Origin of the sequence: Streptomyces sp. NPDC006309, from assembly GCF_040613095.1 — a bacterium.
Lineage (GTDB): Bacteria > Actinomycetota > Actinomycetes > Streptomycetales > Streptomycetaceae > Streptomyces.
The window spans coordinates 155,850-180,982 of the sequence record NZ_JBEXRO010000012.1; the positions used below are offsets into that span (position 1 = coordinate 155,850).

The 25,133-nt window shown below is 73.0% G+C and carries 21 protein-coding genes; 7 read left to right on the forward strand and 14 right to left on the reverse strand.

Annotated elements, in window-relative coordinates; all coding sequences use genetic code 11:
• Positions 1-10 precede the first annotated feature (10 nt).
• Positions 11-631, reverse strand: coding sequence for a class I SAM-dependent methyltransferase (locus ABZ117_RS18180; RefSeq protein WP_356821866.1), 621 nt, complete (start codon positions 629-631; stop codon positions 11-13).
• 139 nt (positions 632-770) lie between these two features.
• Between ABZ117_RS18180 and ABZ117_RS18185 the strand changes: the two genes are divergently transcribed.
• A complete protein-coding gene (locus ABZ117_RS18185; RefSeq protein ID WP_356821868.1) occupies positions 771-905 on the forward strand; it encodes a hypothetical protein in 135 nt (44 codons plus the stop codon).
• A gap of 227 nt (positions 906-1,132) precedes the next feature.
• On the opposite strand, the gene ABZ117_RS18190 is transcribed toward ABZ117_RS18185, so the two are convergent.
• Both ABZ117_RS18190 and ABZ117_RS18195 read right to left on the reverse strand, forming a co-directional pair.
• A complete protein-coding gene (locus ABZ117_RS18190; RefSeq protein ID WP_356821870.1) occupies positions 1,133-2,005 on the reverse strand; it encodes an alpha/beta fold hydrolase in 873 nt (290 codons plus the stop codon).
• A 183-nt stretch (positions 2,006-2,188) separates the two neighbouring features.
• The gene (locus ABZ117_RS18195; protein WP_356821872.1) at positions 2,189-2,635 is read right to left on the reverse strand and encodes a MarR family transcriptional regulator; all 447 of its coding nucleotides are present in this window, start codon (positions 2,633-2,635) and stop codon (positions 2,189-2,191) included.
• Between the two features lie 88 nt (positions 2,636-2,723).
• Between ABZ117_RS18195 and ABZ117_RS18200 the strand changes: the two genes are divergently transcribed.
• The gene (locus tag ABZ117_RS18200; RefSeq protein WP_356821874.1) at positions 2,724-3,098 is read left to right on the forward strand and encodes a cupin domain-containing protein; all 375 of its coding nucleotides are present in this window, start codon (positions 2,724-2,726) and stop codon (positions 3,096-3,098) included.
• A gap of 17 nt (positions 3,099-3,115) precedes the next feature.
• Here ABZ117_RS18200 and ABZ117_RS18205 read toward each other — a convergent pair whose 3' ends face one another.
• The 8 genes from ABZ117_RS18205 to ABZ117_RS18240 form a co-directional block, all read right to left on the reverse strand.
• Positions 3,116-4,090 (reverse strand): hypothetical protein, encoded by a 975-nt coding sequence (locus tag ABZ117_RS18205; protein ID WP_356821876.1) that lies wholly within the window; start codon positions 4,088-4,090, stop codon positions 3,116-3,118.
• Positions 4,087-7,596 carry a DNA polymerase III subunit alpha gene (locus ABZ117_RS18210; RefSeq protein ID WP_356821878.1) on the reverse strand — a complete coding sequence of 1,170 codons (3,510 nt, stop codon included), beginning with the start codon at positions 7,594-7,596 and terminating at the stop codon, positions 4,087-4,089. Before ABZ117_RS18210 ends, ABZ117_RS18205 begins: the two co-directional genes overlap by 4 nt.
• A gap of 265 nt (positions 7,597-7,861) precedes the next feature.
• Positions 7,862-8,761: a S1 family peptidase gene (locus tag ABZ117_RS18215; RefSeq protein WP_356821880.1), complete on the reverse strand. Its 900-nt coding sequence runs from the start codon at positions 8,759-8,761 to the stop codon at positions 7,862-7,864.
• A 222-nt stretch (positions 8,762-8,983) separates the two neighbouring features.
• Positions 8,984-9,766: a DUF1684 domain-containing protein gene (locus ABZ117_RS18220; RefSeq protein ID WP_356821882.1), complete on the reverse strand. Its 783-nt coding sequence runs from the start codon at positions 9,764-9,766 to the stop codon at positions 8,984-8,986.
• Between the two features lie 68 nt (positions 9,767-9,834).
• Complete coding sequence (locus tag ABZ117_RS18225) at positions 9,835-10,914, reverse strand: LLM class flavin-dependent oxidoreductase (RefSeq protein ID WP_356821884.1); 1,080 nt, start codon at positions 10,912-10,914, stop codon at positions 9,835-9,837.
• Between the two features lie 136 nt (positions 10,915-11,050).
• Positions 11,051-11,812 carry an amino acid ABC transporter ATP-binding protein gene (locus tag ABZ117_RS18230; RefSeq protein ID WP_356821886.1) on the reverse strand — a complete coding sequence of 254 codons (762 nt, stop codon included), beginning with the start codon at positions 11,810-11,812 and terminating at the stop codon, positions 11,051-11,053.
• A 31-nt stretch (positions 11,813-11,843) separates the two neighbouring features.
• On the reverse strand, positions 11,844-13,601 hold the full coding sequence (locus ABZ117_RS18235) for an FAD/NAD(P)-binding protein (protein ID WP_356821888.1): 1,758 nt from the start codon (positions 13,599-13,601) through the stop codon (positions 11,844-11,846).
• Positions 13,598-14,455, reverse strand: coding sequence for an amino acid ABC transporter permease (locus tag ABZ117_RS18240; RefSeq protein ID WP_356821890.1), 858 nt, complete (start codon positions 14,453-14,455; stop codon positions 13,598-13,600). The genes ABZ117_RS18235 and ABZ117_RS18240 overlap by 4 nt, the downstream gene beginning before the upstream one ends.
• A 438-nt stretch (positions 14,456-14,893) precedes the next feature.
• Between ABZ117_RS18240 and ABZ117_RS18245 the strand changes: the two genes are divergently transcribed.
• On the forward strand, positions 14,894-15,841 hold the full coding sequence (locus ABZ117_RS18245; protein WP_356821892.1) for an ABC transporter substrate-binding protein: 948 nt from the start codon (positions 14,894-14,896) through the stop codon (positions 15,839-15,841).
• A gap of 511 nt (positions 15,842-16,352) precedes the next feature.
• Entirely contained in the window at positions 16,353-16,790 is a 438-nt protein-coding gene (locus ABZ117_RS18250; protein WP_356821894.1) for a cell division protein SepF, read from the forward strand.
• A 36-nt stretch (positions 16,791-16,826) separates the two neighbouring features.
• Here ABZ117_RS18250 and ABZ117_RS18255 read toward each other — a convergent pair whose 3' ends face one another.
• Positions 16,827-18,017: an acyl-CoA dehydrogenase family protein gene (locus tag ABZ117_RS18255; RefSeq protein ID WP_356821896.1), complete on the reverse strand. Its 1,191-nt coding sequence runs from the start codon at positions 18,015-18,017 to the stop codon at positions 16,827-16,829.
• A gap of 67 nt (positions 18,018-18,084) precedes the next feature.
• A complete protein-coding gene (locus tag ABZ117_RS18260; RefSeq protein WP_356821898.1) occupies positions 18,085-19,743 on the reverse strand; it encodes an MFS transporter in 1,659 nt (552 codons plus the stop codon).
• A gap of 258 nt (positions 19,744-20,001) precedes the next feature.
• Between ABZ117_RS18260 and ABZ117_RS18265 the strand changes: the two genes are divergently transcribed.
• The gene (locus tag ABZ117_RS18265; RefSeq protein WP_356821900.1) at positions 20,002-21,312 is read left to right on the forward strand and encodes a hypothetical protein; all 1,311 of its coding nucleotides are present in this window, start codon (positions 20,002-20,004) and stop codon (positions 21,310-21,312) included.
• Positions 21,313-21,549: 237 nt separating this feature from the next.
• Positions 21,550-22,572, forward strand: coding sequence for a phosphatase PAP2 family protein (locus tag ABZ117_RS18270; protein WP_356821902.1), 1,023 nt, complete (start codon positions 21,550-21,552; stop codon positions 22,570-22,572).
• A 111-nt stretch (positions 22,573-22,683) separates the two neighbouring features.
• Here ABZ117_RS18270 and ABZ117_RS18275 read toward each other — a convergent pair whose 3' ends face one another.
• On the reverse strand, positions 22,684-22,899 hold the full coding sequence (locus ABZ117_RS18275; RefSeq protein ID WP_356821904.1) for an I78 family peptidase inhibitor: 216 nt from the start codon (positions 22,897-22,899) through the stop codon (positions 22,684-22,686).
• Between the two features lie 460 nt (positions 22,900-23,359).
• On the opposite strand from ABZ117_RS18275, the gene ctaD reads away from it, so the two are divergent.
• Entirely contained in the window at positions 23,360-25,042 is a 1,683-nt protein-coding gene (gene ctaD, locus ABZ117_RS18280) for a cytochrome c oxidase subunit I (RefSeq protein WP_356821906.1), read from the forward strand.
• Positions 25,043-25,133 lie beyond the last annotated feature (91 nt).

The window sequence follows — 25,133 nt, forward strand, 5'->3', positions numbered from 1 at the left end:
GCCCGCGGTGTCACACCGTCGCCACGACCGTGTACCGCTCGTCGGTCACCGGCTTCCCCCACAGCAGCGGGTCGCCGGACAGCCGCTCCACGCGCACGTCCGCGGCGAGCGGCCGGAGCAGGGCGGTGAGCCGCTCGGCGGGTATGCCGACCGGGGTGACGGTCCCCCACACGCCCTCGGTCAGCACGAACCGGCCCGCGGGCCGCAGCAGGCCCCGCCAGTGCCGCAGGACGCGGGCGGGGTCCGGCAGTGTCCACAGCACGTGCCGTACGAGGACGACGTCGAAGCGGCGGTCGCCGACCAGCGGGCTCGCGGCGTCCCCGCACAGGATCTCCGCGTCGCGCCCGGCGAGCTTGGCGCGGGCCCGCCCGGCCATCGCGGGCGACCGGTCGACGCCCGTCACCCGGTGGCCCTGTTCGGCCGCGAGGAGTGACAGGCTGCCGGTGCCGCAGCCGAGGTCGAGGACGTCGGCGGGGTGCCCGGGCAGCCAGGTCCGCAGCCGGGCCGCCCAGGCCGCGCGCACCCCGGGATCGCGCAGCCCGTGGTCGGGTTCGTCGTCGAAGGCGTCGGCGCGCGCATCCCAGTCCACTTCCGGGGCAGCCGTAACCGTGTGCCGCTTCCTGTTCGTCATACCCCGGAGAGTGACACACGCCACTGACAGTGCGGACGTGACTGCCGCCACTGACATCCCGGCACCGATGAGGAACTCTCCCCCCAGGCGTCTGCCTCCGTGACGACGCGGAACCCGGTAGGCACCGAAGGAGGCAGCCATGCGCCGCGTGACCGTGCAGAAGCCCCTGAAGAGGACCGACAGCCGCCGGATCCGCGAGGAGGCGGAGGAGCCCCCCGCGGGACGCCCCGAGGTGCGCAGGGACATCGCGCGCACCTGGTGGCCCGAGGCCTGACCTCGCGGCGCCCGGCCCGGCCGGCGCCGCCCACCTCAGCGCAGCCTGAGCACCGCCTTAACGGCACCATAAGGATCTTCCGCGGCCGCCCGCGGCGGGGGGTTCCGCGGTTTGCTGGGGGCAGCTCTCGAACACACCACGGCTTCGGCGAGCGGCCGGTCGGCCACGCCTCGCGGTGCCGTCCGGGGCCTGTCCGGCGGCTCAGGCCGGTCAGGCCCCGGTAGCCGTCAGCTGAACACGGACGCGCAGGTGGTGGCGGTGGCGTGGGCCGGGTCGAGCGCGTTGGCCACCTCGTGGAAGGCGATCCGGTCGAGCAGGCCGATCGCGACGTGTTCGGAGAGGTCGAGCGGGCAGAGGTCCTGGAGCAGCACGTTGTGGACGTCCGGGCCGGTCAGGTACTGGCTGCGCCACGGGGTGACGACCTCGTCGTTCCGGGTGGCGATGACCGTGTAGCGCACTCCGGGGACGGTGTCGCCGCCCGCGTTGAGCCGGGTGAGGAACGCGGAGCCGGCGATCTGGTCGGCGAGGCCGGGGGTGGTGGCCCGGAGCAGGTCCTCGGCGCCGGGGAAGTAGGGCAGCAGCCGGGTGAGGCCGCTGAGGCCGGTGCCGTGGTTGTCGGGGGCGATGCCGACGAGCGCGTTCACCTTGTCCGCCCCGCCCAGGAACCTCAGGTAGTAGCGGGGCATCATGCCGCCCTGCGAGTGACCGACCAGGTCGGCCTTGGCGGTGCCGGTCGCGGCGAGCACCCGGTCGACGAAGGCGGCCAGCTGTCCGGCGGACTCGTCTATGGGGCCGAGGCCGTGGAAGAGGGGGACGCCGGGGAGCTGACCGTAGTCCAGGGAGTAGACGCAGTATCCGCGGCTCTTCAGGTAGGGGGCGAGGGAGAGCCAGTTGTCGACCGAGTTGCCCAGGGTGCCGTGGACGAGGACGACGGGGCGGGGATGGGCGGCGGAGGGCTTGCAGGTGTAGTCGTTCCAGCCCGCGCTCGGGGCGGCGGTGTCCGAGGCGCTGGCGGTGGCGGTGGCGGTGGGTACGGCGGCGAGGGCGGCGGTCAGGAGGAGGGCGGCGACGGGTCTGAGCGCTCGCTTCCAGGGCAGCATCGGGGGATCTCCTTGCGGCTCAAGGGAGGTGCACGGCCTCAACCTGTGATCCGGATCACGGGATGCTGTTCATCCGTCAAGTTACGGGCGGGTAGTGGACGTGTGAAGTTACGCGTCGGTAAAAACTTCCGGCGCTGACCCGCGGCTCGCCGGCCGGTGGCTCGGCGGCAGGCCGGCTCCCCGTCACCAGGCGGGCCTGATGGGGCCACGGGGGGCGAGCCGCGCCACCCGCTCCCGCAGCAGGCGGAGTTCCCCCTCGCCCAGCAGGTCGCCCCAGCGCCCCACCACCTCGGCGGCCGCCTCCTCCGCGGCCCGGGTGCACGCCCGCCCCCGCTCGGTCAGCACGATCAGCCGCGCCCGCGCGTCCTCGGGATGCGGCCGCCGCTGCGCGTAGCCCTTGCGTACGATCTCGTCCACCAGCTGGCTCGCCGCCTGCTTGGTCACCCCGAGATGCGCGGCGAGGTCGGTGGCGGTGGCCCCGTCCGGAGCGAGCCGCGCGAAGGCGAAGCCATGGGCGGGCCGCAGGTCCGTGAAGCCGCGGGCCGTCACCCCGTCATGGATGCGCTGCGTGAGGTCACCCGCCACGGCGAGCAGGGCGGCGGACAGGGCCATGGCTTCGGAGTTCTGCACGGAGGCATTGAAACACCTTGACCGAAAGGTCAAGTAGCTTGACTATATAGTCAAGCTACTTGACCAGATCGCACAAGGAGACCTCACCATGCCCGTCGTCCGGTCCTCACAAGCCGTCACCCACGAGATGCACGGCGCTCGTTTCGTCTCGTACGCCACCCCGCTCACCGGTGCCGTGGAGCTGTGCGCCTGGCGGAGCGAGATCCCGGCCGGGACGAAGGCCCCGGTCCACACCGTCACCCGCGAGGAGATCCTGCACCTGCTCATCGGCGAGCTGCGGGTCACGCTCGACGGCCGTACCGAGCGGATCACCGCGGGCGACACGGTGATCGTCAACCCCGGTACGGCCCTGGGCCTGGAGAACCCGGCCGAGCACACCGCGATCTCCTGGGTCACCGCCCCCGTCGGCCTGGCGGCGGAGCTGGCGGACGGTACGCGCCTCGCCCCGCCGTGGGCCAACTGACGCCCGGAACAAGGGAGTCAGGCGGCCAGTCGCCCCGGCATCACCGCCCGCGGCCCGAACTTCGCCCGCGCGCGGTCCGCGACCTCCTCGATGCGGCGGACCTTCTCGTCCACCGGGTCGAAGGTGAGCTGGTGGGAAGCCTGCTCGGCGGCCCCCAGGTCCTCCGCGCGCAGGGCGATCGCCCTCACCCGGGCCCGCTGGAGGCCCAGGGACTCGTACATGCCGTACGCCGTCCTCGTCAGCTCGGCCGAGTGCGCGGTCGGCTCCTTCAGGGTGCGGCTGCGGGTGGTCGAGGAGCGGTCGGCGTAGCGCACGGTGAGGGTCAGGGTGCGGCAGACCTTGTCCAGGGCGCGCAGCCGGGCGCCCAGCTCCTCGGCCGCCGAGAGCAGGGCGCGGCGGTGGTGGGCGGGGTCCAGCTCGTCCCGCCGGAAGGGGCGTTCGGTGGCCAGGGAGCGGGAGACGGAGTTCGGGACGACCCGGCCGCGGTCGACACCGGCCGCCTTCTCGCGCAGTTCCCGGCCCGCCCTCGCGCCGATCAGCCGCTGGAGCGTGGACAGCGGCGCGGCGGCGACCCGGCCCAGGGTGTCCAGGCCGTACTCGTCCAGGGTGCGGGTGGTCGCCGTGCCGACGCCGGGCAGCGCGGACACCGGGCGGCCGGCGAGGAACCCGGCGATGCCGTCGGGGTCCTCGGGCACCGCGCAGGTCACCCCCGGCCGGGCGTCGCGCAGTGCCACGCGGGCCAGCATCGGGCCCGGTCCGGCGCCGATCACGCAGTCGACGCCGTACCGCGCGAGGGCGCGTACCCGGATCACCGAGGCCAGCTCCACCGCGCCGCGCCCGAAGTACCGCTCGGCACCGCGCAGATCGGCCAGCGCCCCGTCCGGGGGCAGCGCCTCCACGACCGGCGTGAACTCCTGAAGCAGTCCGAGCAGTTCCGGCAGGGCTGCCTCGTGCGCCGACGGCAGCTGGAAACGTACGCAGAGAATGGTCATCCCGCACTCCCCGGACTCTGGTGCCACAGTTTCCTTCCCACCGCGGGCCCTTCGCCCGCGGGGCGCAGATCGGCCCAGGGGTGCATCTCGTACCCCGTGGGCAGGCGGATCCGCCGCCGGTCCATCGCGTCCTGGGCGGCGGAACCCGCCGGGGCCGGCAGTCCGTCCGAACCGGCGAGCCGGGCCCGGGACGGACCGCCTTCGCCCTCCGCCGGGGAATCCGCCGGGGATCCGTCGTCGGCGCGGGGGCCGGCCAGCCGGGCGGCGACGCCGTCGAGTCCCTCCTCGTGGCGTACGTCCACCAGTTCGGCGAGGTTCCAGGCGGCGGAGCCCACCACGCTCAGGCTGCGCGGGCCGCGCCGCTGCACCACTCCGCGCACCAGCAGCAGCCAGGAGTGGAAGACGGTGTGGGCGCACGTGTCGTGCGAGTCGTCGAAGAACGCGAGGTCGACCAGGCCCGTGCCGTCGTCCAGCGTGGAGAAGATGACCCGCTTGCCGGAGCGGATCGGCGGGGTCTGGGTGGCCGCCTTGGCGCCCGCGACCAGCACGGTCTCGCCGTGCCGCGCCTCGCGCAGCCGGCGCGCGGAGACCACGCCCAGCTCGTCGAGGAACTCCCGGTGGTCGTCCATCAGATTGCGGGAGGCGTCCAGGGACAGCACACCCAGCTCGGCGCTGAGCCGCTCGGCCGGGGTGAGGTCCGGCAGGCCGGCCGGCGCGGTCCTCCTGCCTCCCGCGAGCGGGAGCTGGCCGCCGCCACCGCCCCGGGCGCCCCGGTGCAGCTCGGTGAGGTGCAGTTGCAGGTCACGCCGGTTGGCGCCGAAGGCGTCCAGCGCCCCCACCTGGGCGAGCCGTCCCGCCAGCGGCCTGCTGGGCCGGGCCCGCTCCCAGAAGTCCAGCAGGGAGGCGTACGGCTGGCCGTCCTCGATCCGCTCCGCCTCGGCCTCGCTGATGCCGTGCACGTCGCAGAGGGCGAGGCGCAGCCCCCACACCGCCGGGAACTCGGACACCAGTTCGATCTTATGGGCGACCCCGGAGACGTTCACGTCCAGCGGCAGGACCGGCACCCCGCGCCGTCGCGCGTCCGCCAGCAGCAGCCGCTTGGGGTACATCCCGGGGTCGTGCGTGAGCAGCCCGGCGTAGAAGGCGGCCGGGTGGTGCGCCTTCAGCCAGGCCGACTGGTAGGTGGGTACGGCGAAGGCGACCGCGTGCGCCTTGCAGAAGCCGTACGAACCGAAGGCCTCCACGGTCCCCCAGGTCTGCTGAATCGTTTCTGCGCTGTACCCCCTGGCCGCCGCCCGCTCGGCGAACCACACCTTGATCCGCCCCTGCGTCTGCGGATCGGACAGCCCGCGCCGCATCCGGTCGGCCTCGCCCCGGCCGCAGCCGGTCATGACGGCGATGATGTCGATGACCTGTTCGTGGAAGACGACGACCCCGTAGGTCCCCTTCAGCGCCTCCTCCAGGTCCGGGTGCGGACAGCGCACCGGCGCCCGCCCGTGCCGGGCCTCGATGAACGGCCGCACCATGTCGGCGGCGACCGGGCCGGGCCGGAACAGCGAGATGTCGACCACCAGGTCGTGGAAGGTGGCCGGCTGCAACCGCCCCACCAGGTCCCGCTGCCCCGGCGACTCGATCTGGAAGCACCCCAGGGTCTCGGTGGACCGGATCAGCCGGTACGTCTCCGGGTCCTCCGGCGGCACCGCGTCCAGGTCGATCCGCTCCCCGCTCGCCCGCTCCACCTCGGCGACCGCGTGCGCCATCGCCGACTGCATCCGCACCCCCAGCACGTCCAGCTTGAGCAGCCCGAGGTCCTCCACGTCCTCCTTGTCGAACTGCGACATGGGCAGCCCCTCGCCGCTGGTCGGCACCACCGGCGTACGGGCGAGCAGGGAGGCGTCGGACAGGAGCACCCCGCACGGATGCATGGCGGTCCCGCGCGGCAGGGCGTCGAGAGCCTCCACCAGCTCCCACAGCCTGCCGAACCTCTCCTTCTCCCCCGCCAGCCGCCGCAGCTCGGGCAGCTCCGCCAGGGCGGCCCGGGCGTCGCGGGCGCGGATGTGCGGGAAGGACTTGGCGATCCGGTCGATCTCGGCCGGGTCCATGGACAGCGCGGCGCCCACGTCCCGGATCGCGTGCCGGACCCGGTAGGTCTCCGGCATGGAGACGGTCGCGACCCGCTCCGCGCCGAACCGGCCGATGATCGCCCGGTAGACCTCCAGCCGCCGCGCGGACTCCACGTCGATGTCGATGTCGGGCAGCACGACGCGCTCCCTGGACAGGAAGCGCTCCATCAGCAGCCCGTGCCCGACCGGGTCGGCGTGCGCGATCCCGAGCAGGTGGTTGACGAGCGACCCGGCGCCGGAGCCCCGCGCGGCCACCCGGATACCCATCTCCCGTACGTCGTCGACCACCTGGGCGACCGTCAGGAAGTAGGAGGCGAAACCGTGGTGGGCGATGATGTCCAGCTCGTGGTGCATCCGCTCCCAGTACGCGCGCCGGCCGCCGTACCCGAGCCGCAGCATCCCCGCCGTCGCCCGCGAGGCGAGCGTCCGCTGCGCGGTGCGCAGGCCGGCGCCGACGAGGTGCGGCTCGGGAAAGTGGACGGTGCCGATGCCGAGGCCGCCCTCGGGGTCGACCCGGCACTCGGCGGCCGTGGCCCGGGTCTGCTCCAGCAGCCGGTGGGCGGTGTCCCGGCGGAACCCGGCGGCCTCCACGACCCGCTCGGCGACCCGCAGCATGGCCTGCGGGTCCTTCAGCCACGCCTCGCCGGAGTCCAGCTCGCCCCGGGGGTCGACCGGCACCAGACGGCGCGCGGCGTCCAGTACGTCGGCGACCGGCCCCTGGCCGGGATCGGCGTACCGGACGGCGTTGCTGAGCACCGGCCGGATCCCCTGCTCGGCGGCGAAGCCGACGGTACGGGCGGCGAGCCGCAGGGAGCCGGTCCCCGTGCCGGTACGGCCGTGCCAGACGGCTTCCAGGCGCAGCGCGTCGCCGTAGATCTCGCGCCACGGGGCCAGCAGCGCCGCCGCCCGGTCGGGCCGCCCGGCGGCCAGCGCGCGCCCTACGTCCGATCCCGGACCGAGCAGCACCACCAGGCCGTCCTCCTGGTGCGCGGACCAGGGAAGCAGCGGCGTGCCCCCGCCGGCGTGCGCCTGCGTGACGAGCCGGCACAGGCCGGCCCAGCCACGGGCACCGTCCCGGGCGAGGAAGGTCACCCGGGGCGCCGACTCGTCCACGAAGGCGCCGCCGCGCACCGGGGTGCGCCGCCGGTCCCGCCGTACGTCCCGTCCCGTCCGCACCGCCAGGTCCACGCCGAACAGCGGACGGACGCCCGCGCCGGCGCAGGCCTTGGCGAAGCGCACCGTGCCGGCGAGGGTGTCGCGGTCGGTCAGGGCGAGGGCGTCCATGCCCCGTTCCGCTGCACGCTCGGCCAGCCGCTCCGGGTGGGACGCCCCGTATCTCAGGGAGAACCCGGAGACGGTGTGCAGATGCGCGAAGCCCGGCACGCACACCTCCCGCACTCGTGAGCCCCGAACGGCTCTCGAACATCTGTTCCCAACCCCCTCACCCCACCATACCCCCATTCCCGAACGTATGTACGACTGCCGTTCGGGCGCCTCCCACCTGCGCGAACACCCGCCACAGATGGTTCTCGGGGACATGACACCGGCAGCCCGGGGAGCCCGCGCCGGCCGGGCCGGGGCACGGCGGAGCCCCCGCTCGCGCTCGGCCGGCGGGGGCTCGTGTCACCGGAGCGGGCCCCGGCGGCCGTCAGGGCAGGGTCACCCCGTAGTAGCTCAGCGCCTCGGTGACCGGCTGGAAGAAGGTCGTACCGCCGGAGGTGCAGTCGCCGCTGCCGCCGGAGGTCAGACCGTAGGCCACGCTGCCCCCGTAGAGCGGGCCGCCGCTGTCGCCGCCCTCGGCGCAGACGGTGGTCTGGATCAGCCCGGAGACGACGTCACCGCTGCCGTAGTTGACCGTGGCGTTCAGCGCCGTCACCCGGCCGCTGTGGGTGCCGGTGGTGGAGCCGCGCCGGTAGACGGTCGTCCCCACGGACGGGGTGGCCGCGCTGCTGATGGTCTGGCTGCCCACCGCGCTCGGGTGCGCCACCGAGGAGTTGGTGTAGCGCACCAGTGCGAAGTCGTTGCCCGGGAAGCTGTAGCCGACGTTGGTGCCGAGCACCGTGGTCTTGCTGGAGTTGCTGTACCAGGTGGAGGCGACCTGGCCGCAGTGCCCGGCGGTCAGGAAGTAGTACGTGCTGCCGCTGTGCACGTTGAAGCCGAGCGAACAGCGGTAGGCGCCGCCGTAGATGGCGTCACCGCCGGTGATCAGCTTCTTGAACCTGCCGGGGGTGTGCTTGATGGTGAGCGCGCCCGCGTCGGCGCCGGCCTGCTGCTTGATCCTGGCGATCTCGGTCGGGGACACCGTGCTGTCGACGGTGACGACGACGCGGTGGGTCCTGCCGTCGACCGCCCAGGCCGTACCGGGGATGTCGGCCTTTCGGACGGAGTCGCTCGCACTGGTCAGCTGGGTGGCGCTGAACGTGTGGGCATCGCTGGCGTTGGCGGTGGGGGCCGCGAACGCCGCTGCGGCCAGGAAGCCGGTGGCCACGGCGGTCAGCCGGGTCCGTCTCGTGGCACCGTTGCGGGGAGTGATGCGCTTGATCCTCACTTGTCGTTCCCTCCAAGGGAAGTCAGGGGGCCCGCGTGGGGTCGGGGCCCGTGAGGCGCAGCCAGGGAACCGACCGGATTCAAATACGCATGCCCCTGACAAGCGCTGAGGGGGAGTATTCGGCCGAACGGCCGGTCGGCACAAGGGTGCCTTTCGGCCGTCGCCTCCAAACCACTCGAAAGCATCAACACCCCCCGCACCGGCCCCGGGTGCGCACCCCGTTCAGCCCACCCGGCGCTCCCCCGCCGGCACCGCCACGTCCAGCGTGTTCCCGGGGGGCGGGAAGGGGCAGAGGAAGTGGTCGGCGAAGGCGCACGGCGGGAGCTGGGCGCGGTTGAAGTCGACGGTCGTGCGCCCCTCGGCGTCCGGCGCCCCGGCGAAGAGGAAGCGGAACCGGAAGCTCGTGTCGCCGCTGGTGGCGTCGGCGAACACCGCCCACAGCGCCCCGTCCGCCTGCCGTGCGGCCTTCAGGGTCCGCTCCCGCCCGGCCAGGGTGAAGCCCAGCTCCCCGGCGAGATCGAACCCGCGTTCGCGGCCGTCCGCGTTGCCGACCCGTACGGTGCGCGTGGCGTCGTACGGCGTGAACCGCGCCGGCACCGCCCAGTCCGGGTCGTAGGGGCCGGCCTCGATGCCCGGGAAGGCGCGGCGGGCCTTCGCGCCGGGGTCGTAGACGCGCACTCCCCAGACGCCCTCGCGGACCAGGACGACCAGTCGTTTCCCGCCCAGCGCGACCCGCGCTGCGGACTCCGGGCCGCGGTCGGCGGCCAGGGCGACCGTCCCCGCGAGGGGCCGGCCGTCCACGGTGAGGCCGTCGGTGTCGGCGGCGGTGAGCGCCACCCCGTCCTCTTCGGCCACCCAGGTCCCGGGAATGTCCGGAAGTCGCCCCTCCGGATAGTCCTCGATCCAGTGGGTCCCGGTCAGTGCGAGCGGCCCGTAGGGAGCCGTGACCGCCTCCACGCGCTTCTCGTGCCACTGCTTCCAGGCGTCGGATGCGTCCGTCGTCATGCCGTTGTCTCCTTTCGTGTGCGGCCGTCGCTCCCCAGCGGGAGCGGCGGCCGGGGTCTGGCGCCGGATCAGGGCGCGGGGTGCCGGCCGTAGTCCGTCAGCACGGCGTAGCGGTGGGCGGACCGGCCGAGGCCCAGGTGCTCGCGCAGGGTGCTGCCCGGGTAGAAGGTGCGGAACAGGCCGCGGTGCTGGAGCAGCGCCACGGTGCCGTTGACCAGCCGTTCCAGGTCGCGGCGCGGTTCGACGGGGATCAGGTGGAAGCCGTCGGTGACGCCGTCGGCATGCCAGGCGGTCACCAGTTCCGCGAGATCGACCGGGCCGCCCCGGTACAGCGGGCCCCGCGCGGTGGGCCGCGGGCCGCCCCCGCCGTGCCCCGGCCGGGCCGCGCACTCGCCGTCGCCGAGGTCCACCAGCAGGCTGACCAGGATCCGCAGGGTGGCCGGGTCCCGGCCGGACGCGCGGGCCCGTTCCCGCAGCCGGTCGCGTACGCCGGCGGCCTGGGCCGGGTCCGTGGCCCGCACCAGGGCCACGTCCGCGTACCGGGCGGCGACGGTGAGAGCGTGGTCGTCGGTGGCGTCGACCACGCGGACGGGGTGGCCCTGCGGCGGCCGGGGCACGGTGGAGGGGTCCCGGACCGAGAACGCGGTGCGGGTGAGGTCGGCGTGGTGCGAGCGGTCCCGGTCCGGGAACCGGCCGGTGGCCGCGTCCCGGCTCTCGGCGCCGTCCTCCCAGCAGTCCCCCGGCCCGGCCGCCGCGCCGGCGGCCCCGCCCGCCTCCCGCCACTGCGTGTCCGGTAACGCCGCGGGCCGGCGGCCGCACAGCCGGGCCTCCCCCTCGGTGGCCGGCACGTCGGTCCGCCAGCCGGCCCGCCCGCGGCTGACCCGGTCCAGGGCGGCCACGGCGGCCCGCACCCGGAGGGACTCGCCGTGAGCGGTGGTGACGGTCGGCACCAGCCCGATCCGCCGGGTCGCGGGTGCCAGCCCGGACAGCACGCCGAGCGCGTCGGGCCCGGGCCGGGCGGAGGAGTCGTCCAGCGTCACGAAGTCCAGCCCGCCGCGCTCGGCGAGCAGGGCCAGCTCCGTGCAGGTGGCCGCGTCGGGCGGGCCGGGCTGGTCCACGGCGGCGGCGAGGTGCAGCAGACTGCTCATGCCGTGCGCCTCCCCGGTTCCCGCGTCCGCCGCGACGGCGGGCCGCCGCCCGGGCGCGGCCGGCGGGCCGTCCACGCCGTCCGGACGGCCGGCGCGGTGCCGGACGCGCCGTCCGCGGCGACCACGGCCGCCATCCTCACAGCACCTTCGCCAGGAACGTCCGCGTCCGTTCCTCCCGCGGAGCGCCGAGCACCTCCTGCGGCGGCCCCTGCTCGACGATCCTCCCGTCGGCCATGAACACCACCGTGTCGGCGACCTCCCGGGCGAACGCGATCTCGTGCGTGACGACGATCATCGTGGTGCCCCCCGCCGCCAGGTCCCGGATGACATCGAGGACCTCGCCCACCAGTTCGGGATCGAGTGCCGACGTCGGCTCGTCGAACAGCAGCAGCTTCGGCTCCAGCGCCAGCGCCCGGGCGATGGCGACCCGTTGCTGCTGCCCGCCGGACAACTGCCGGGGATAGGCACCGGTCTTGTCCGCGAGCCCGACCCGCTCCAGCAGCCGGCGCGCGTGCTCCAGCGCCTCCTTGCGGGGCCGCTTCAGCGCGGACACCGGCGCCTCGACGACGTTGTCCAGCACGGTGAGGTGCGGGAAGAGGTGGAAGTCCTGGAAGACGAACCCGATGCGGGTGCGCTGGCGGAGCACCTCCCGTTCGGGCAGCTCGTACAGTCTGTCCCCGGCGCGCCGGTAGCCCATCAGCGCGCCGTCCACGCTGATCTCGCCCCGGTCCACCTTCTCCAGGTGGTTGATGGTGCGCAGCAGCGTGGACTTGCCGGAGCCGGACGGGCCGAGCACGACGGTGACCTCGCCGGCGCGCACCTGGAGGTCGATGCCCCTGAGCACGTCCAGCGGGCCGAAGCTCTTGTGCACCGACCTGATGTCGACCATGACGGTCATGGCAGGTGAGTTCCTTTTCGGGTCGAGGGGTTCAGGCGGCCGGGCGGCCGGCCAGGTCCCGCAGGAAGGCCAGTGCCGCCCGGGCGGTGGCGTCGTTCTGCCGGAACGCGGGTCCGCCGGTGCGGGGGCGGGTGAAGGCGCCGGGGGTACGGGTGTCGGTGTACGGGCCGAGCGCGAAGCGCCGGGGGTGCGGGCGCCCGGCACCGTCGAGGACTCGGCCGTCGCGGGGGTCGACCCGGAGCAGCCCGTCGGGGGTCGCGGCGGCGCCGTCGGCGTGCAGTTCGCGCAGCAGGCCGTCCCGGGCGCGCCCGACGGTGGGCTCGGGCAGTCGGGCCTCGACCAGCGCCCGGGCCTCGACGGAGAACCCGGGCACGGTGGAACCGGCCGCCCGGAACACCCCGTCCTCGGCGATGACGGTCATGCCGGCGCCGACGAACTTCAGCAGCCCGGCCCGGGACAGCGCGAGCATCTGCCGCAGTCGCGGCCCGGGCGGCCCGGACGCCAGGTAGCTGAAGAACCCGTGCCACCGGGGCCCGATGTCCCCGAGCCGCACGAGCTGTCCGTAGACGGAGAGCAGCCCGAGGAAGACGCCCAGGTCCGCGCTGTGCGCGGGGTCGTGACGCCGGTCCAGGTCGGCCTCGACATAGTCCCTGAGCCCCGCCTGGAAGTCCTCGTGCGAGGCGTACCGGACGCCGTCCAGCGGGCGGTCGAGCGCGGCGAGGTCGAGCCGGTCGGCCGGGTCCGGTACGGCCGCGGCGACCAGCGCCCGCACCTCGGCGGGGTCCCCGGCCACCGCGTACTTCTCCTCGAAGTCGGCCCAGGCCATCGCCGTACGCCCGGGGTGGGCGGTGAACAGCCGGTGGTAGTGGGCGAAGCCCAGTTCCTTCTCGACCAGGGGCCACACATCGCGCCGGAAGTCGAAGCCGCCGGGCCGGGCCAGGAGTTCCGCCACCTCGGCGGGGCCGAGGAACCGGGGCAGCGGGGGACGGTCTCCGGTCCAGTCGTAGCCGATCTTGGAGTGGTACGGCACCCCGCGCCGCGAGCCGACGTACAGCACCGGCTCGCGCCCCGAGGGGAGGTAGGTCTCCCCCTCGTACCGTCCGCCGCGTCCCTCGGTGAGCAGCACCATCAGGTCGACGAAGGCCAGGCCGAACCCGCGGACGAGGACGGGTTCGCCGGGTGCGAGCGGCGAGAGGTCGCTGTCGGCGGTGAAGTCGGGCGGCAGGTGCACCAGGCCGTGTTCGCGGGCGTACCGCGCCAACCGGGCCTGTTCCGCGTCCGGTTCGGAGTCCAAATGGCCGAGGGTGAGGATCACCAGGTCGGCGGGGAGGGGCCGCGCGAGGCCCTCCAGCCACACCTGCTGGCGGCCCTCGCGCGGCCCGCCGACCCGGAGGGCGCGCCGGGGGTGGTGGTACACGGAGACGTTCGCGGGGAGGTCGGCGAGGGCCCGCTCGTACACCCAGCGCAGATAGCGGCCCTGGACCTGGCGGCCGGCGAAGACGCGGCCGTCGAGCCGGGCCCACTCGTGCAGGGTGGGGCCCTCGCGCACCGGACCGTCCATCGCCACCGTCTCGTCGGTGAACATGGTGACGTCCTCGGCGTGCGAGTTCATCCACAGCAGCGGCGACTGCTCCTCGCGCCAGATGCGTCCGCCGCCCGGCGGATGGGGGTCGACCAGATGGACGTCGAGGCCCGAACCGGTGTACAGGCCGGGCGCGTTGGCGGCGAGGCGTTCGAGGATGCCGGTCCCCCGCGGCCCGGCTCCGACGATCACCAGCTGCTGTCTCATCGGGCGCTCTCCGTGCCGCGCGCGTAGCGCTTCTCGACGTAGTACTGGCCGACGCCCAGCAGCGAGGTGACCACGGCGTACCAGAGGGTGGCGACCATCAGCAGCGGGATCACCTGATAGGTGCGGTGGTAGATCAACTGGGCGGAGAACAGAAGGTCGTTGACGGCGATGACGCTGACGATCGAGGTGCCCTTGAGGGTGCCGATCAGCATGTTCCCGGCCGGCGGCACGATGGAGCGCATCGCCTGCGGCAGCACGATCCGCCACCAGCGCCGCCACCGGCTCAGGCCGAGCGCGTGGGCCGCCTCGATCTGGCCGCGGTCCACGGAGAGGATCCCGCCGCGGACGACCTCGGCGGCGTAGGCGGCCTCGTGCAGGGTGAGGCCGACGATCGCGACGGCCACCGGGCTGAGCAGGTCGACGGTCCGCACGCCGAACACCTGGGGGTACAGCGCCCCGATGTTGAACCACAGCAGGAGCTGCACCAGGATCGGGATCGACCGGAACAGCCACACGTAGCCCCAGCTGACCGCGCGCAGCACGGGGTTGGCGGACAGCCGGAACGCGGCGAGCAGGGTGCCGAGGGCGAAGCCGAGGACCATCACCACCGCGGTCAGCCACAGCGTGAGCCACAGTCCGCGCAGGACGGAGTCCGAGGTGAAGTAGTCGGCGACGACGTCCCACTGGAACGCCTTGTTGCGCACGACCGAGTTGACGGCCAGGCCGAGCGCGACGAGGACGGTGACGGCGGCGGCCCACTGCCCGTACCGGCGCTGCGGGACGATCCGGGGAGCGTCCGCGGGCTCGGGCAGCTCCGGGACCGTGGGGAGTTTGGCGAGGGTGTCGGATGACATGCGAAGGCTCCGTGACGGGGGAGTCCGCCGCTCGGCGAGGCCGGGAGCGGGGGAGAGTCGTCGATACGGGGTGGTGCCTTCACACGGACGCGCCGCACGGCGCGTTACGGCCGAGCCCCTCAGCAGGGCCGCACCCCGAGAGTACGGGGGCGTTTCCCTCCGCTGTCAAGGCTGTCCATACTGTGAGCGGTACATCTCAACTCGGTTGACGCAGAACCGAATGCCTGTTCCACTTGGCCCATGCATCCACAGCAGTGGCTGGTCACCCGCTCCCACATCGACTTCGGTCGCGTGTGGTCCTCTTCCTGTTGAGCTGACCCCCTGCGCGCACCCGCCTCACGGCGGGCGCACTCGCGTTCTCTTGCTTCTCCGCCTTCACACGCACACCCCTCCCCTCGCGTTGTCGCACCCCCTTCGGCTTCAGGAGACCGCTCCCCGATGCGTACGCCCGCTTATCGGCATTTCATACCTTTTGTCAGCATCACGTCGGCCGCCCTGCTCCTCACCGCCTGCGGTTCCGGATCCGGCGGCCAGGACGGCACGGACGCCTCAGGAGTGGCGGCCAGGTCCGTCAAGGTGCCCACCACGGACGTCGTCTCCGCCGAGAAGAAGGACGAGGCCGCGGCGGGGCTGCTGCCGGCGGGCACCACCCGCCTCACCGTCGCGGTCAGCATCGGCGGCACCCCGCCCGGCACCACCTACCTCGCCGACGGCACGACCCTCACCGGCCAGGACGTCGACTTCACCAAGGCGGTCGCCCGCGTGCTGGGCGTCGAGCTGAAGCTGGAGCAGGCGAGTTTCGAGGCGATCCTGCCCGCCCTGGACAGCGGCAAGTACGACGTCGGGGCGAGCAACTTCGGTGTCACCGACGAGCGGCGCAGGACCATCGACTTCGTCACCTACATCAACGACGGCCAGGGCTTCGCCACCCGCGAGGACAGCAAGCTCTCGAAGATCACGGAGCTGACGCAGCTGTGCGGCCTGAACGTCGCGACCGCCGCCGGCACGACCTTCGAGGCCACGCTGGAGGAGAACAAGCACGTGTGCGCCGACGCGGGCAAGAAGGCCTACCAGGTGCAGACGTACGGGGAGACGAGCGCGATCTGGTCCTCGCTCCAGCAGGGCCGCAGCGACGTGGTGATGTCCACGATCAACGGACTGCGCTACGCCGTCGCCCACCAGCAGGGTCTGAGATTCCTCAACGAGTTCCACCGCCTGGACGTCGGCTTCGCCTTCAAGAAGGGCACCGCGCTGGCCCCGGCCTTCCGGGCGGCGGTGAACAAGCTGCTCGCGGACGGCACCTACGACAAGATCCTCAAGAAGTGGGACACGACGGGTTCCGCGATCGACAAGTCGCGGATCTCCCCTCCGGAGCTGAAGAACTAGGGAAACGGGGCCTTTGCCCCTCCCCCGCGTCCGAGCCCCCGGCGAAGCCGGCCGAACAGCCCCCGGCCCCGCCGGGGGCTCGGTGCGTCCCGGGCCCGCGCGCCGCCTGATCCACCGTCAGCGCGGATATGAGCAGCTCGTCATAACGTGTCACGATCCTCGCGACCCGGCCGTGATCGCGGCGAGGGCGCGGGCCGGAGCCCGTGCGCCGATGCGCCGTCCGCATTCCGCACGCGCGATCTGCCGGTTTCGCCCGTACTGTGGTACGACGTTGGGGTTCACCCATACGCACTGTGCATCACCCGTCCGCCGCGTACCATCATATTTCACTCTCAGTCAGCACCCGTATGAGTCTCGCCCCTTGGGGCACAAGGACTCTCGACGGATCTGCTGTGCACCAGTACCGTCACAAACCCCCCGCGCGGCGTCTATCCACTTGGCGCACCGTCCGCATCATGGATGACCATAGGGATACGGAAAGCAAGAAAGAACGCTGTGAGAGGAGGCGTCCATGGGATCGGTACGCAAGGCGAGTGCGTGGCTCGGCCTCGTCGACGACAACGATGACGAGCGCTACTACGACGACGACTACTCCGAGGGCTCCGAGTCCGGGGACGCCTGGGTCACCGACCCGCGCGTGAAGGTGGCCACGGACACGGCCGACGAGAAGGACCGCAGAATCGGCACGGTCACCCCGGACAGCTTCCGGGACGCCCGCGCCATCGGCGAGCTGTTCCGGGAGGGTGTCCCGGTCATCATGAACCTCACCAACATGGAGCCCGGCGACGCCAAGCGCGTCGTGGACTTCGCGGCGGGGCTCATCTTCGGGTTGCGCGGTTCGATCGACCGTGTCTCCAACCGGGTGTTCCTGCTGACCCCCGCCGACACCGAGATCATCAGCGGTGAGGCGTCCTCGCACCGCTCCGACGGCTTCTTCAACCAGAGCTGAGGCGGGGCCGCTCCCGGCCCCGCTCCCCGACGGGGCTCACCGGAAGGCGTCGAGCCCGGTGAGCGCCTTGCCCAGCACGAGCTGGTGCATCTCGACGGTGCCCTCGTAGGTGAGCACGGACTCCAGGTTGGTCGCGTGCCGCATGACGGGGTATTCGAGGGAGATCCCGTTGGCACCGAGGATCGTCCGCGCCGTACGGCAGATGTCGATGGCCTCGCGGACGTTGTTGAGCTTGCCGAAGCTGACCTGCTCGGGACGCAGGCGGCCGGCGTCCATCCGCCGCCCCAGATGGTGGGCGAGCAGGATGCCCTTGTGCAGTTCGACCGCCATGTCGGCGAGTTTGGCCTGGGTGAGCTGGAAGCCGCCGATGGGCCGGCCGAACTGCTCCCGCGTCCGCGCGTACTCCACGGCCGCCTCGAAGCTGCTGCGGGCCGCGCCCATCGCGCCCCACACGATGCCGTAACGGGCGTGCGAGAGACAGCTGAGCGGTCCGCGCAGTCCGGTCACCTCGGGCAGCACGGCCGTGGCGGGCAGCCGTACGTCGTCGAGGACGAGTTCACTGGTGACGGAGGCGCGCAGGGACCACTTGTGCCTGATCTCCGGCGCCGAGAAGCCGGGGCTGTCCGTGGGCACGACGAACCCGCGGATGCCGTCCTCCGTCTGCGCCCACACGACGGCGACGCCGGCCACGGACCCGTTGGTGATCCACATCTTGCGGCCGTTGAGCACCCAGTCCCCGCCGTCCCGCACGGCGTGGGTGCGCATGGACGCGGGGTCGGAGCCGTGGTCGGGCTCGGTCAGACCGAAGCAGCCGATCACCTCACCGGCGGCCATGCGGGGCAGCCACTGCTGCTTCTGCTCCTCGCTGCCGAACCGGTGGATGGCGTACATGGCGAGGGAGCCCTGCACCGAGACCAGGGAGCGGATGCCCGAGTCGGCCGCCTCCAGCTCCAGACAGGCCAGCCCGTACTGCACGGCGCTCGCGCCCGCGCATCCGTAACCGGTGAGGGACATGCCGAGCGCGCCGATCGAGCCCAGTTCGCGTGCGAGGTCCCGGATCACGGGGAGCTCGCCCTTCTCGTACCAGTCGGCGACGTACGGCAGGACGCGGTCGGCCGCCCAGCCGCGGACGGTGTCCCGGACGGCCAGGTCCTCCGGCTCCAGCAGGTCGTCGATCCCGAGCGGGTCGGCGGGGTCGAACGGGGGCAGCTTCGTGGACGCGGACATGGAACACCCTCCGGGACACGGGAACGGAGTAAAACTAGCACCGCTAGTCACAGCTCTCCGGCCGACGTTACGGTGCGGTGTCCCGCACGTCCAGAGCGGCCCGGGCGGAGACCCTCGGCCGGCCGCCGGTCGCCTCCGCCTCCCGCGGCCCCGGCACGTCCGGTGCGGTCCCGTCCGGCTCCTCGCCGCACTGCACGGTCCGCGGCAGCCGCAGCGCCATCAGCGCGCCCAGCAGCAACAGGCCCGCGCTCAGCAGCAGCGTCACATGCAGCCCGTGCACGAAGGAGTCCCGCGCCGCCCGGCGCAGCGCGGCCCCGGCGGGCCCGCCGAGCCGCCCGGCGACCTGGTAGGCCTCGCCGAGCGAGTGCCCCGCCGCCCGTGCCGCGTCCCGCGGCACGCCCGGCACCGACCGCAGCGCCGGGGCATAGGCCGCGTTCATCACGCTGCCCAGCAACGCGATGCCGATCCCGGCCCCCAGCTGGTAGGAGGTCTCGCCGATCGCCGCGGCGCCGCCGGCCCGGTCGGCCGGGGCCTCGCTGAGCATCGACTCGTACGCGCCGAACAGCGTCGTCTCCAGGCCGAAGCCCAGCAGCACGAAGCCGGCCAGCAGCAGCGGCGGGTCGTCGGTGCCGCCCATCACCGTCAGGGTCAGCACGGCCGCCGCCGTCAGGCAGAAGCCCGCGGACACCATCCGGCGCGGCCCGAAGCGGCGCAGCATGCGCGCGCCCGCCAGGCCCGCCGCCATCGCGGCGACGGTCAGGGGCAGCAGCCTGAGGCCGGTCTCCAGCGGCGACAGGCCGAGCACCAGTTGCAGGTACTGGGCGGCGATCAGCTCCAGGCCGACCAGCGCGAGCATGGCCAGCACGATGCAGCCCACCGAGGTGCTGAACGCGGGCCGGCGGAACATGCGCAGATCCACCAGGGGATACGGGAGCCGCCGCTGGCGCCGTACGAAGAGCAGGAGGAGACCCGCGCCGGTCAGCAGCGGCAGCGCGGTGAGCGGACTCGCCGCCGCCTGCCCGCCGCCGAGCCGCTGCACGCCGAGGACGACGGCGAACAGGCCGGCCGCCGCCGTCAGCGCGCCGGTCACGTCCCAGGGGCCGTCCCGCTCCCCCCGCGACTCGGGCAGCAGGAGCCGGCCCACCGGGAGGCTGACCAGCATCAGCGGGATGTTGACCAGGAAGACCGCGCCCCACCAGAAGTGCTCCAGCAGGAAGCCGCCGAGCAGCGGTCCGACCGCCGCGCCGACCGCCGCCACCGCGCTCCAGACGCCGATGGCGAGGGCGCGCTCGCGCCGGTCGGGGAAGACCTGGCGGAGGATCGACAGGGTCGCGGGCATGATCATGGCGCCGCCGACGCCGAGCAGCGCGCGGGCCAGGATGAGCATCTCGGCGGTCCCCGAGAACGCGGCCACGGCGGACGCCACACCGAACAGGGCGTAGCCGAGCAGCAGGACGCGTCTGCGGCCGACCCGGTCCCCGAGAGTGCCGAAGAGGATCAGCAGCGCGGCACAGACCAGCGGATAGACGTCGACGATCCAGAGCAGTTCCACGGCGCCGGGCCGGAGGTCCTCGGTGACGGCGGGCACCGCCACGTGCAGCACGGTGGCGTCGAGGGCGACGAGCAGCAGGCTGGCACAGAGGACGACGAGGACGACCCAGCGGTGGGCATCCGCCCCGGGCGCCCGACGGCGCGGCCCTGCGGCAGCCGTGGTCGTCCCGGACATGTACGTACCTCCCAGAAGATCCCTCGTGCGGGGGCGGACCGGCGGGGTGGGGACTCCTGCCGTACGGCCGGGAATGAGCGGTTTCCCGACCCGCGCGAACCCATGCGAGTGACTCGTCAGCGTACGCGAGTCCGCCGCACGGCCACGTGGCGGACATCTCACGCGCGCGACGGGGCCCGTGTGGGGTACGCCACGCCCTCCTCCCCGGCCGCGCCCCGGCGGCCGGTGCCGTTCCGGGTGCGGTCGATAATCGGATCCGTGACCGATCTCGCCGCGCGCGCAGCCGCGCCCCCCGTCTCCCTCCCGCGCCGGGCGGCCCCCGCCCTCCTGGGCTACGCGGCGGTGCGCGTTCTGGGGCTGGCCGTGCTGACGGTGTGGAGCGCCGCGCGCGGCAGGAGCGCGTACACCCTGCTGACGGCGCGCTGGGACTCGCTCTGGTACACCCGGGTTGCGGAAGGGGGGTACGGCTACGAGGTGCGGCTGCCGAACGGGGACGTCCACTCCAGTCTGGCGTTCTTTCCGCTGCTGCCGTGGCTGGAGCGGACGCTGCACGCGGTCACCCCGCTGTCGTACGCGGACGCCGGTTTCGTGGTGAGCCTGCTGGCGTCCCTGGCCGCGGCGGCCGGGATCTTCGCGGTCGCCGACCGGGTGTACGGGCCCCGGGCCGGGGTCTGGGCGGTGCTGCTGTGGGCGGTGCTGCCGGTCGGGGCCGTGCAGTGGATGGCGTACAGCGAGTCGCTGTTCACGGCGCTGGCGGCCTGGTCGCTGTACGCGGTCCTGACCGGGCGGTGGCTGACCGCGGGCACGCTCGCCGCGCTGGCGGGGCTGACCCGGCCGGTGGGGGTGGCGGTGGTCGCCGCGGTGTGGGTGGCGGGCGTGGTCTCGTTCGTGCGAGCGCGCGGCACGATGCGCGCGCCGGGCGCGTCCACCGTCTCGCGAGCCCAGGCGCACACACCGGGCGGGCCGGCCGCCTCGCACGCCCCGGCGCTCACACCCGGCGCGCCGACGGACACCCGCGCCCCCGCGCCCGTACCCGGCCCGCCCGGCGCACCGCCCGCCCCGAGCGCCCCCGCCTGGCGCCGTGCGCTCGGCATGCTGATCGCTCCGCTCGGTGCCGCCGGTTACGTCCTCTGGGTCGGGCGGCGCACCGGCGACGGCCCGCTCGGGTACCTGGACGTCCAGGCCGGGTGGCGCAACGGGTTCGACGGCGGCTACGCCTTCGCCCGCTTCGTGGGGACCGAGTTCACGTCATTCCCGTCGGCTCTCGCCGGCCTCGCCCTGGTCATCGGCGTCACCCTGCTGATCCGGCTGTACGTCACCGGCGTCCGCGGGCGCCAGCCCGTGGAACTGCTGGTGTACACGGGGATCGTCCTCGCCCTCGGCCTGTGCGCGTCGAGCTACTTCGGCTCCAAGCCCCGGCTGCTGATGCCGGCCTTCCCGGTGCTGCTGCCGCTCGCCTGCGCCCTGGCCCGGCTGCACACCTCCCGAGCCGCCCTGGTCACAGCGGGGTTGGCGGGCGCGGCGGCGGTCTACGGCGCGTTCTGGCTGAACGGCTCCGGTCCGCCGTGACCGCCCCCACCCCCCGATGACGGCCGGGAGAAATCCGCGCCAGGACCGGGTTAACACATTCATAAGCGCCATATAAACAACACCCGGCATGATCAAAGGAATTGACTCGAGTGGCCTCCCTCGATTGCGGAATCCCTGGAATTCGGGCCGCCCTTGAGAGGTTTGCCACATCACATCGTCATCACAAAGCCGCTGTTTCGACCGGGGACCCAGCTCACTCGCTGTAACGTCGATTGGGTGCGTACCGAACGAAACCTCATCCGGCGTCTGGACCGGGTGTTCACCAGACTGGACCGTGAGCCGGAACGACCGGCTCACATCGATGTGCCGAGGATGAGCCGGCACCGGGTCGTCCTGTTCTCCGCGACCCTGGCTTTCTACCTGGCGATCGTGTGGGCCGTGGTGACCACCTCCTGGCTGGTCCGGCTGGACTGGCAGGTCATGTTCTTCCGGCCGTACCAGCAGTGGCCGCAGATCCACGCCTTCCTCGACTACTACGTGGTGCTCGGCCAGCGCGGCCCCACCGCCGTGATGGTCGCGGCCTGGCTCGGCTGGCGCTCCTGGCGGCAGCACACGCTCCGCCCGCTGCTGACCCTGGCCGCCTCGCTGCTGCTGCTGAACATCACGGTCGGCGCCGCCAAGCTCGGCATGGGGCGGCTCGGTCCGCACTACGCGACCGTGATCGGCTCGAACGAGATGGGCCTGGGCGGCGATATATTTCCCAGCGGCCACACCGCCAACGCGGTCGTGACCTGGGGGATCCTGGCGTATCTGGCCTCGACCCCGAGAGCGCGCCGCTGGCTGTCGGCCCTCTCCGCGGTGACCTCGCTCGGCGTCGGCCTCACCACCGTCTACCTCGGTACGCACTGGCTGAGCGACGTACTGCTCGGCTGGGCCGCCGGCCTGCTGATCCTGCTCGCCCTGCCCTGGTTCGAGCCGCTGATCGCCCGGGCCGAGCAGGGGATCTTCGTCCTGCGCGACCGCCTGCGCGCCCGCGGCGGCCTGCCCGTGCCGGAACCGGCCGTCCCGGTCCGGCCGGTGGCGCTCCGGCCGCGCGGCGCCCCGGCGGAGCCGGCGCCGGTCCGCGAGCCGGTCTCCGCGACCCGGGCCTCCCGGGGCCCGGCCCACCTGGCCCCCGGGCCGCACACGGCCCGTTCGGAACGCACCCCGGTCACCCCGGTGGGCAGCCGCCGCCCGCCGCACGCCGACCGTCTCCCCCGCGGTACGTCCCAGCCGGCCCGCCCCCTGACAGGCGGCTGACGGCGGGAACGGCGACGGGGCCCGGTACGCACCACCACCCCGCGCCACGGCGAAGGCCCCGCTCCCTGACGAGGAGCGGGGCCTTCGCCGTATCCGTGTCACCGGCCCCGGTCAGCCCTTCCAGGCGCGGGCCACCCGGCCGTCCCGCACCTCGAAGTTCAGCCGGCCCGCGCGGTACTCCATGGTGATGACCGCGCCCGGCGGCAGCGACCGCACCGAGGGCCAACCGCGCTCGCGGGCGAGGCGCTCGGCGTGTGCGGCGTCGAGACCGACGTACCCGTCCGGACTGTCCTGGGGCTCCGCTGGCGGAGTGGGAATCGGTGCCATGCCGCCACGCTAGGCCGCTTCCGGCGACGACGGAAGCGGGCACAGCAGGGTAAGAGCCGTATCCGGTTCCGGTCACACCTCTGTCACAGCCTCGCGGCCCGGTTTCAGCCACCCGACATCGGCTGACATCACGGCCGGCCGTCACCCGAACGGGCGTTTCCGTTCGGCTTACCGGGGTAATCGAGCCGAATTCACGCGTGTCGGCGGACGGCTTCGAATTCCCCGGCGGAAAGTGCCCCCGTGGGGGATCGGGGCGGGTCCGCGGCGCGATTCCCCGGCAATCCTGTTCGACGCCACGGAAGCTGACGCCGCATAGGAGATTTCACGGATTCAGCACACAACCGCCGTATGCCCCCTGCCGGGCGCACGGCCCGGCGAGCGGCAGGACGGCGGCTCGCGGGCCCGCGCGCCGCGGGCCGTGGCGGGCCCGGGCGCGACGACGCGAAGGGGCGAGCGAGCGATGGGGACCGAGGTCGCGGGGACGACGGCACGGCCGGTGCGCACCGGCCGGGGCGGCCGGCTGGTCGTGGAGTGGCTCATCACCACCGACCACAAGAGGATCGGTCATCTGTACCTGATCACGGGGTTCTGCTTCTTCCTGGCCGGCGGGGTCATGGCCCTGCTGATGCGCGCGGAACTCGCCCGGCCGGGCCTCCAGGTCATGAGCAACGAGCAGTACAACCAGCTGTTCACGCTGCACGGCACGATCATGCTGCTGCTGTTCGCCACCCCCAGCTTCGCGGGCTTCGCCAACGAGCTGATGCCGTTGCAGATCGGCGCGCCCGACGTGGCCTTCCCGCGGCTGAACATGCTGTCGTACTGGCTGTTCACGTTCGGCGGGCTGATCGTGCTGGGTTCGCTGCTGGTGCCGGACGGGCCGGCCGACTTCGGCTGGTTCGCCTACGCGCCGCTCAACGACGCCGCCCACTCCCCCGGTCTCGGCCCGGACCTGTGGATCATGGGCCTGGCGCTGTCCGGCTTCGGGACGATCCTCGGCGCGGTCAACTTCATCACCACCATCATCGGGATGCGCGCACCCGGCATGACGATGTTCCGGATGCCGATCTTCACCTGGAACACGCTGTTCACGTCGATCCTGATCCTGCTGGCCTTCCCGGTGCTGGCGGCGGCGCTGCTGGTGCTGGAGGCGGACCGGCGGTTCGGCGCCCGGGTGTTCGAGGCGGCCAATGGGGGCCCGCTGCTGTGGCAGCACCTGTTCTGGTTCTTCGGGCACCCCGAGGTGTACATCATCGCGCTGCCGTTCTTCGGGATCGTCACGGAGATCATCCCGGTGTTCAGCCGCAAGCCGATCTTCGGCTATCTGACGCTGGTCGGCGCGACCATGACGATCACCGGGCTGTCGGTGGTGGTGTGGGCGCACCACATGTTCGCCACCGGCGCGGTGCTGCTGCCGTTCTTCTCGTTCACGTCGTTCCTCATCGCGGTGCCGACGGGCGTGAAGTTCTTCAACTGGACCGGCACGATGATCAAGGGTTCGCTGTCCTTCGAGACACCCATGCTGTGGGCGCTGGGCTTCCTGGTGACGTTCCTGTTCGGCGGGCTGTCCGGGGTGATCCTGGCGTCGCCGCCGCTGGACTTCCACGTCACGGACTCGTACTTCGTGGTGGCCCACTTCCACTACGTCGTCTTCGGCACGGTCGTCTTCGCGGTCTTCGGCGGCTTCTACTTCTGGTGGCCGAAGTTCACGGGCCGGATGCTCGACGAGCGGCTCGGGAAGATCCAGTTCTGGACCCTGTTCACGGGCTTCCACACCACCTTCCTGGTGCAGCACTGGCTGGGCGCCGAGGGCATGCCCCGCCGGTACGCCGACTACCTGGCGGCCGACGGCTTCACGGCGCTCAACACGGTCTCCACGATCGGCGCGTTCCTGCTGGGCGTGTCCACGCTGCCGTTCCTCTACAACGTCTGGACGACCGCCGTGCACGGCGCGAAGGTCGAGACCGACGACCCCTGGGGCTACGGCCGTTCCCTGGAGTGGGCGACCTCCTGCCCGCCGCCCCGGCACAACTTCGTCACCCTGCCCCGGATCCGCTCGGAGTCCCCGGCGTTCGACCTGCACCACCCGGAGTACGCCGGCCAGGCCCCGCAGCCCGAGCCGAAGCGGCATCAGGCCGGTTCCTGATCCTCCTGACCGCCTCGGCCGGCGGTCCGCGGCAACGCGCGGAGGCGGGCAGCCGCTCTCCCCGCCGGGACAGCGGCTGCCCGCCATGGGC

Coding starts and splice junctions, on each gene's coding strand:
- ABZ117_RS18190 (WP_356821870.1), bottom strand. CDS start 2,005: ATGCTGCCCTGGAAGCGAGCGCTCAGACCCGTCGCCGCCCTCCTCCTG.
- ABZ117_RS18205 (WP_356821876.1), bottom strand. CDS start 4,090: ATGACCATTCTCTGCGTACGTTTCCAGCTGCCGTCGGCGCACGAGGCA.
- ABZ117_RS18235 (WP_356821888.1), bottom strand. CDS start 13,601: ATGAGACAGCAGCTGGTGATCGTCGGAGCCGGGCCGCGGGGGACCGGC.
- ABZ117_RS18250 (WP_356821894.1), top strand. CDS start 16,353: ATGGGATCGGTACGCAAGGCGAGTGCGTGGCTCGGCCTCGTCGACGAC.
- ABZ117_RS18180 (WP_356821866.1), bottom strand. CDS start 631: ATGACGAACAGGAAGCGGCACACGGTTACGGCTGCCCCGGAAGTGGAC.
- ABZ117_RS18220 (WP_356821882.1), bottom strand. CDS start 9,766: ATGACGACGGACGCATCCGACGCCTGGAAGCAGTGGCACGAGAAGCGC.
- ABZ117_RS18245 (WP_356821892.1), top strand. CDS start 14,894: ATGCGTACGCCCGCTTATCGGCATTTCATACCTTTTGTCAGCATCACG.
- ctaD (WP_356821906.1), top strand. CDS start 23,360: ATGGGGACCGAGGTCGCGGGGACGACGGCACGGCCGGTGCGCACCGGC.
- ABZ117_RS18200 (WP_356821874.1), top strand. CDS start 2,724: ATGCCCGTCGTCCGGTCCTCACAAGCCGTCACCCACGAGATGCACGGC.
- ABZ117_RS18185 (WP_356821868.1), top strand. CDS start 771: ATGCGCCGCGTGACCGTGCAGAAGCCCCTGAAGAGGACCGACAGCCGC.
- ABZ117_RS18225 (WP_356821884.1), bottom strand. CDS start 10,914: ATGAGCAGTCTGCTGCACCTCGCCGCCGCCGTGGACCAGCCCGGCCCG.
- ABZ117_RS18240 (WP_356821890.1), bottom strand. CDS start 14,455: ATGTCATCCGACACCCTCGCCAAACTCCCCACGGTCCCGGAGCTGCCC.
- ABZ117_RS18260 (WP_356821898.1), bottom strand. CDS start 19,743: ATGTCCGGGACGACCACGGCTGCCGCAGGGCCGCGCCGTCGGGCGCCC.
- ABZ117_RS18275 (WP_356821904.1), bottom strand. CDS start 22,899: ATGGCACCGATTCCCACTCCGCCAGCGGAGCCCCAGGACAGTCCGGAC.
- ABZ117_RS18255 (WP_356821896.1), bottom strand. CDS start 18,017: ATGTCCGCGTCCACGAAGCTGCCCCCGTTCGACCCCGCCGACCCGCTC.
- ABZ117_RS18230 (WP_356821886.1), bottom strand. CDS start 11,812: ATGACCGTCATGGTCGACATCAGGTCGGTGCACAAGAGCTTCGGCCCG.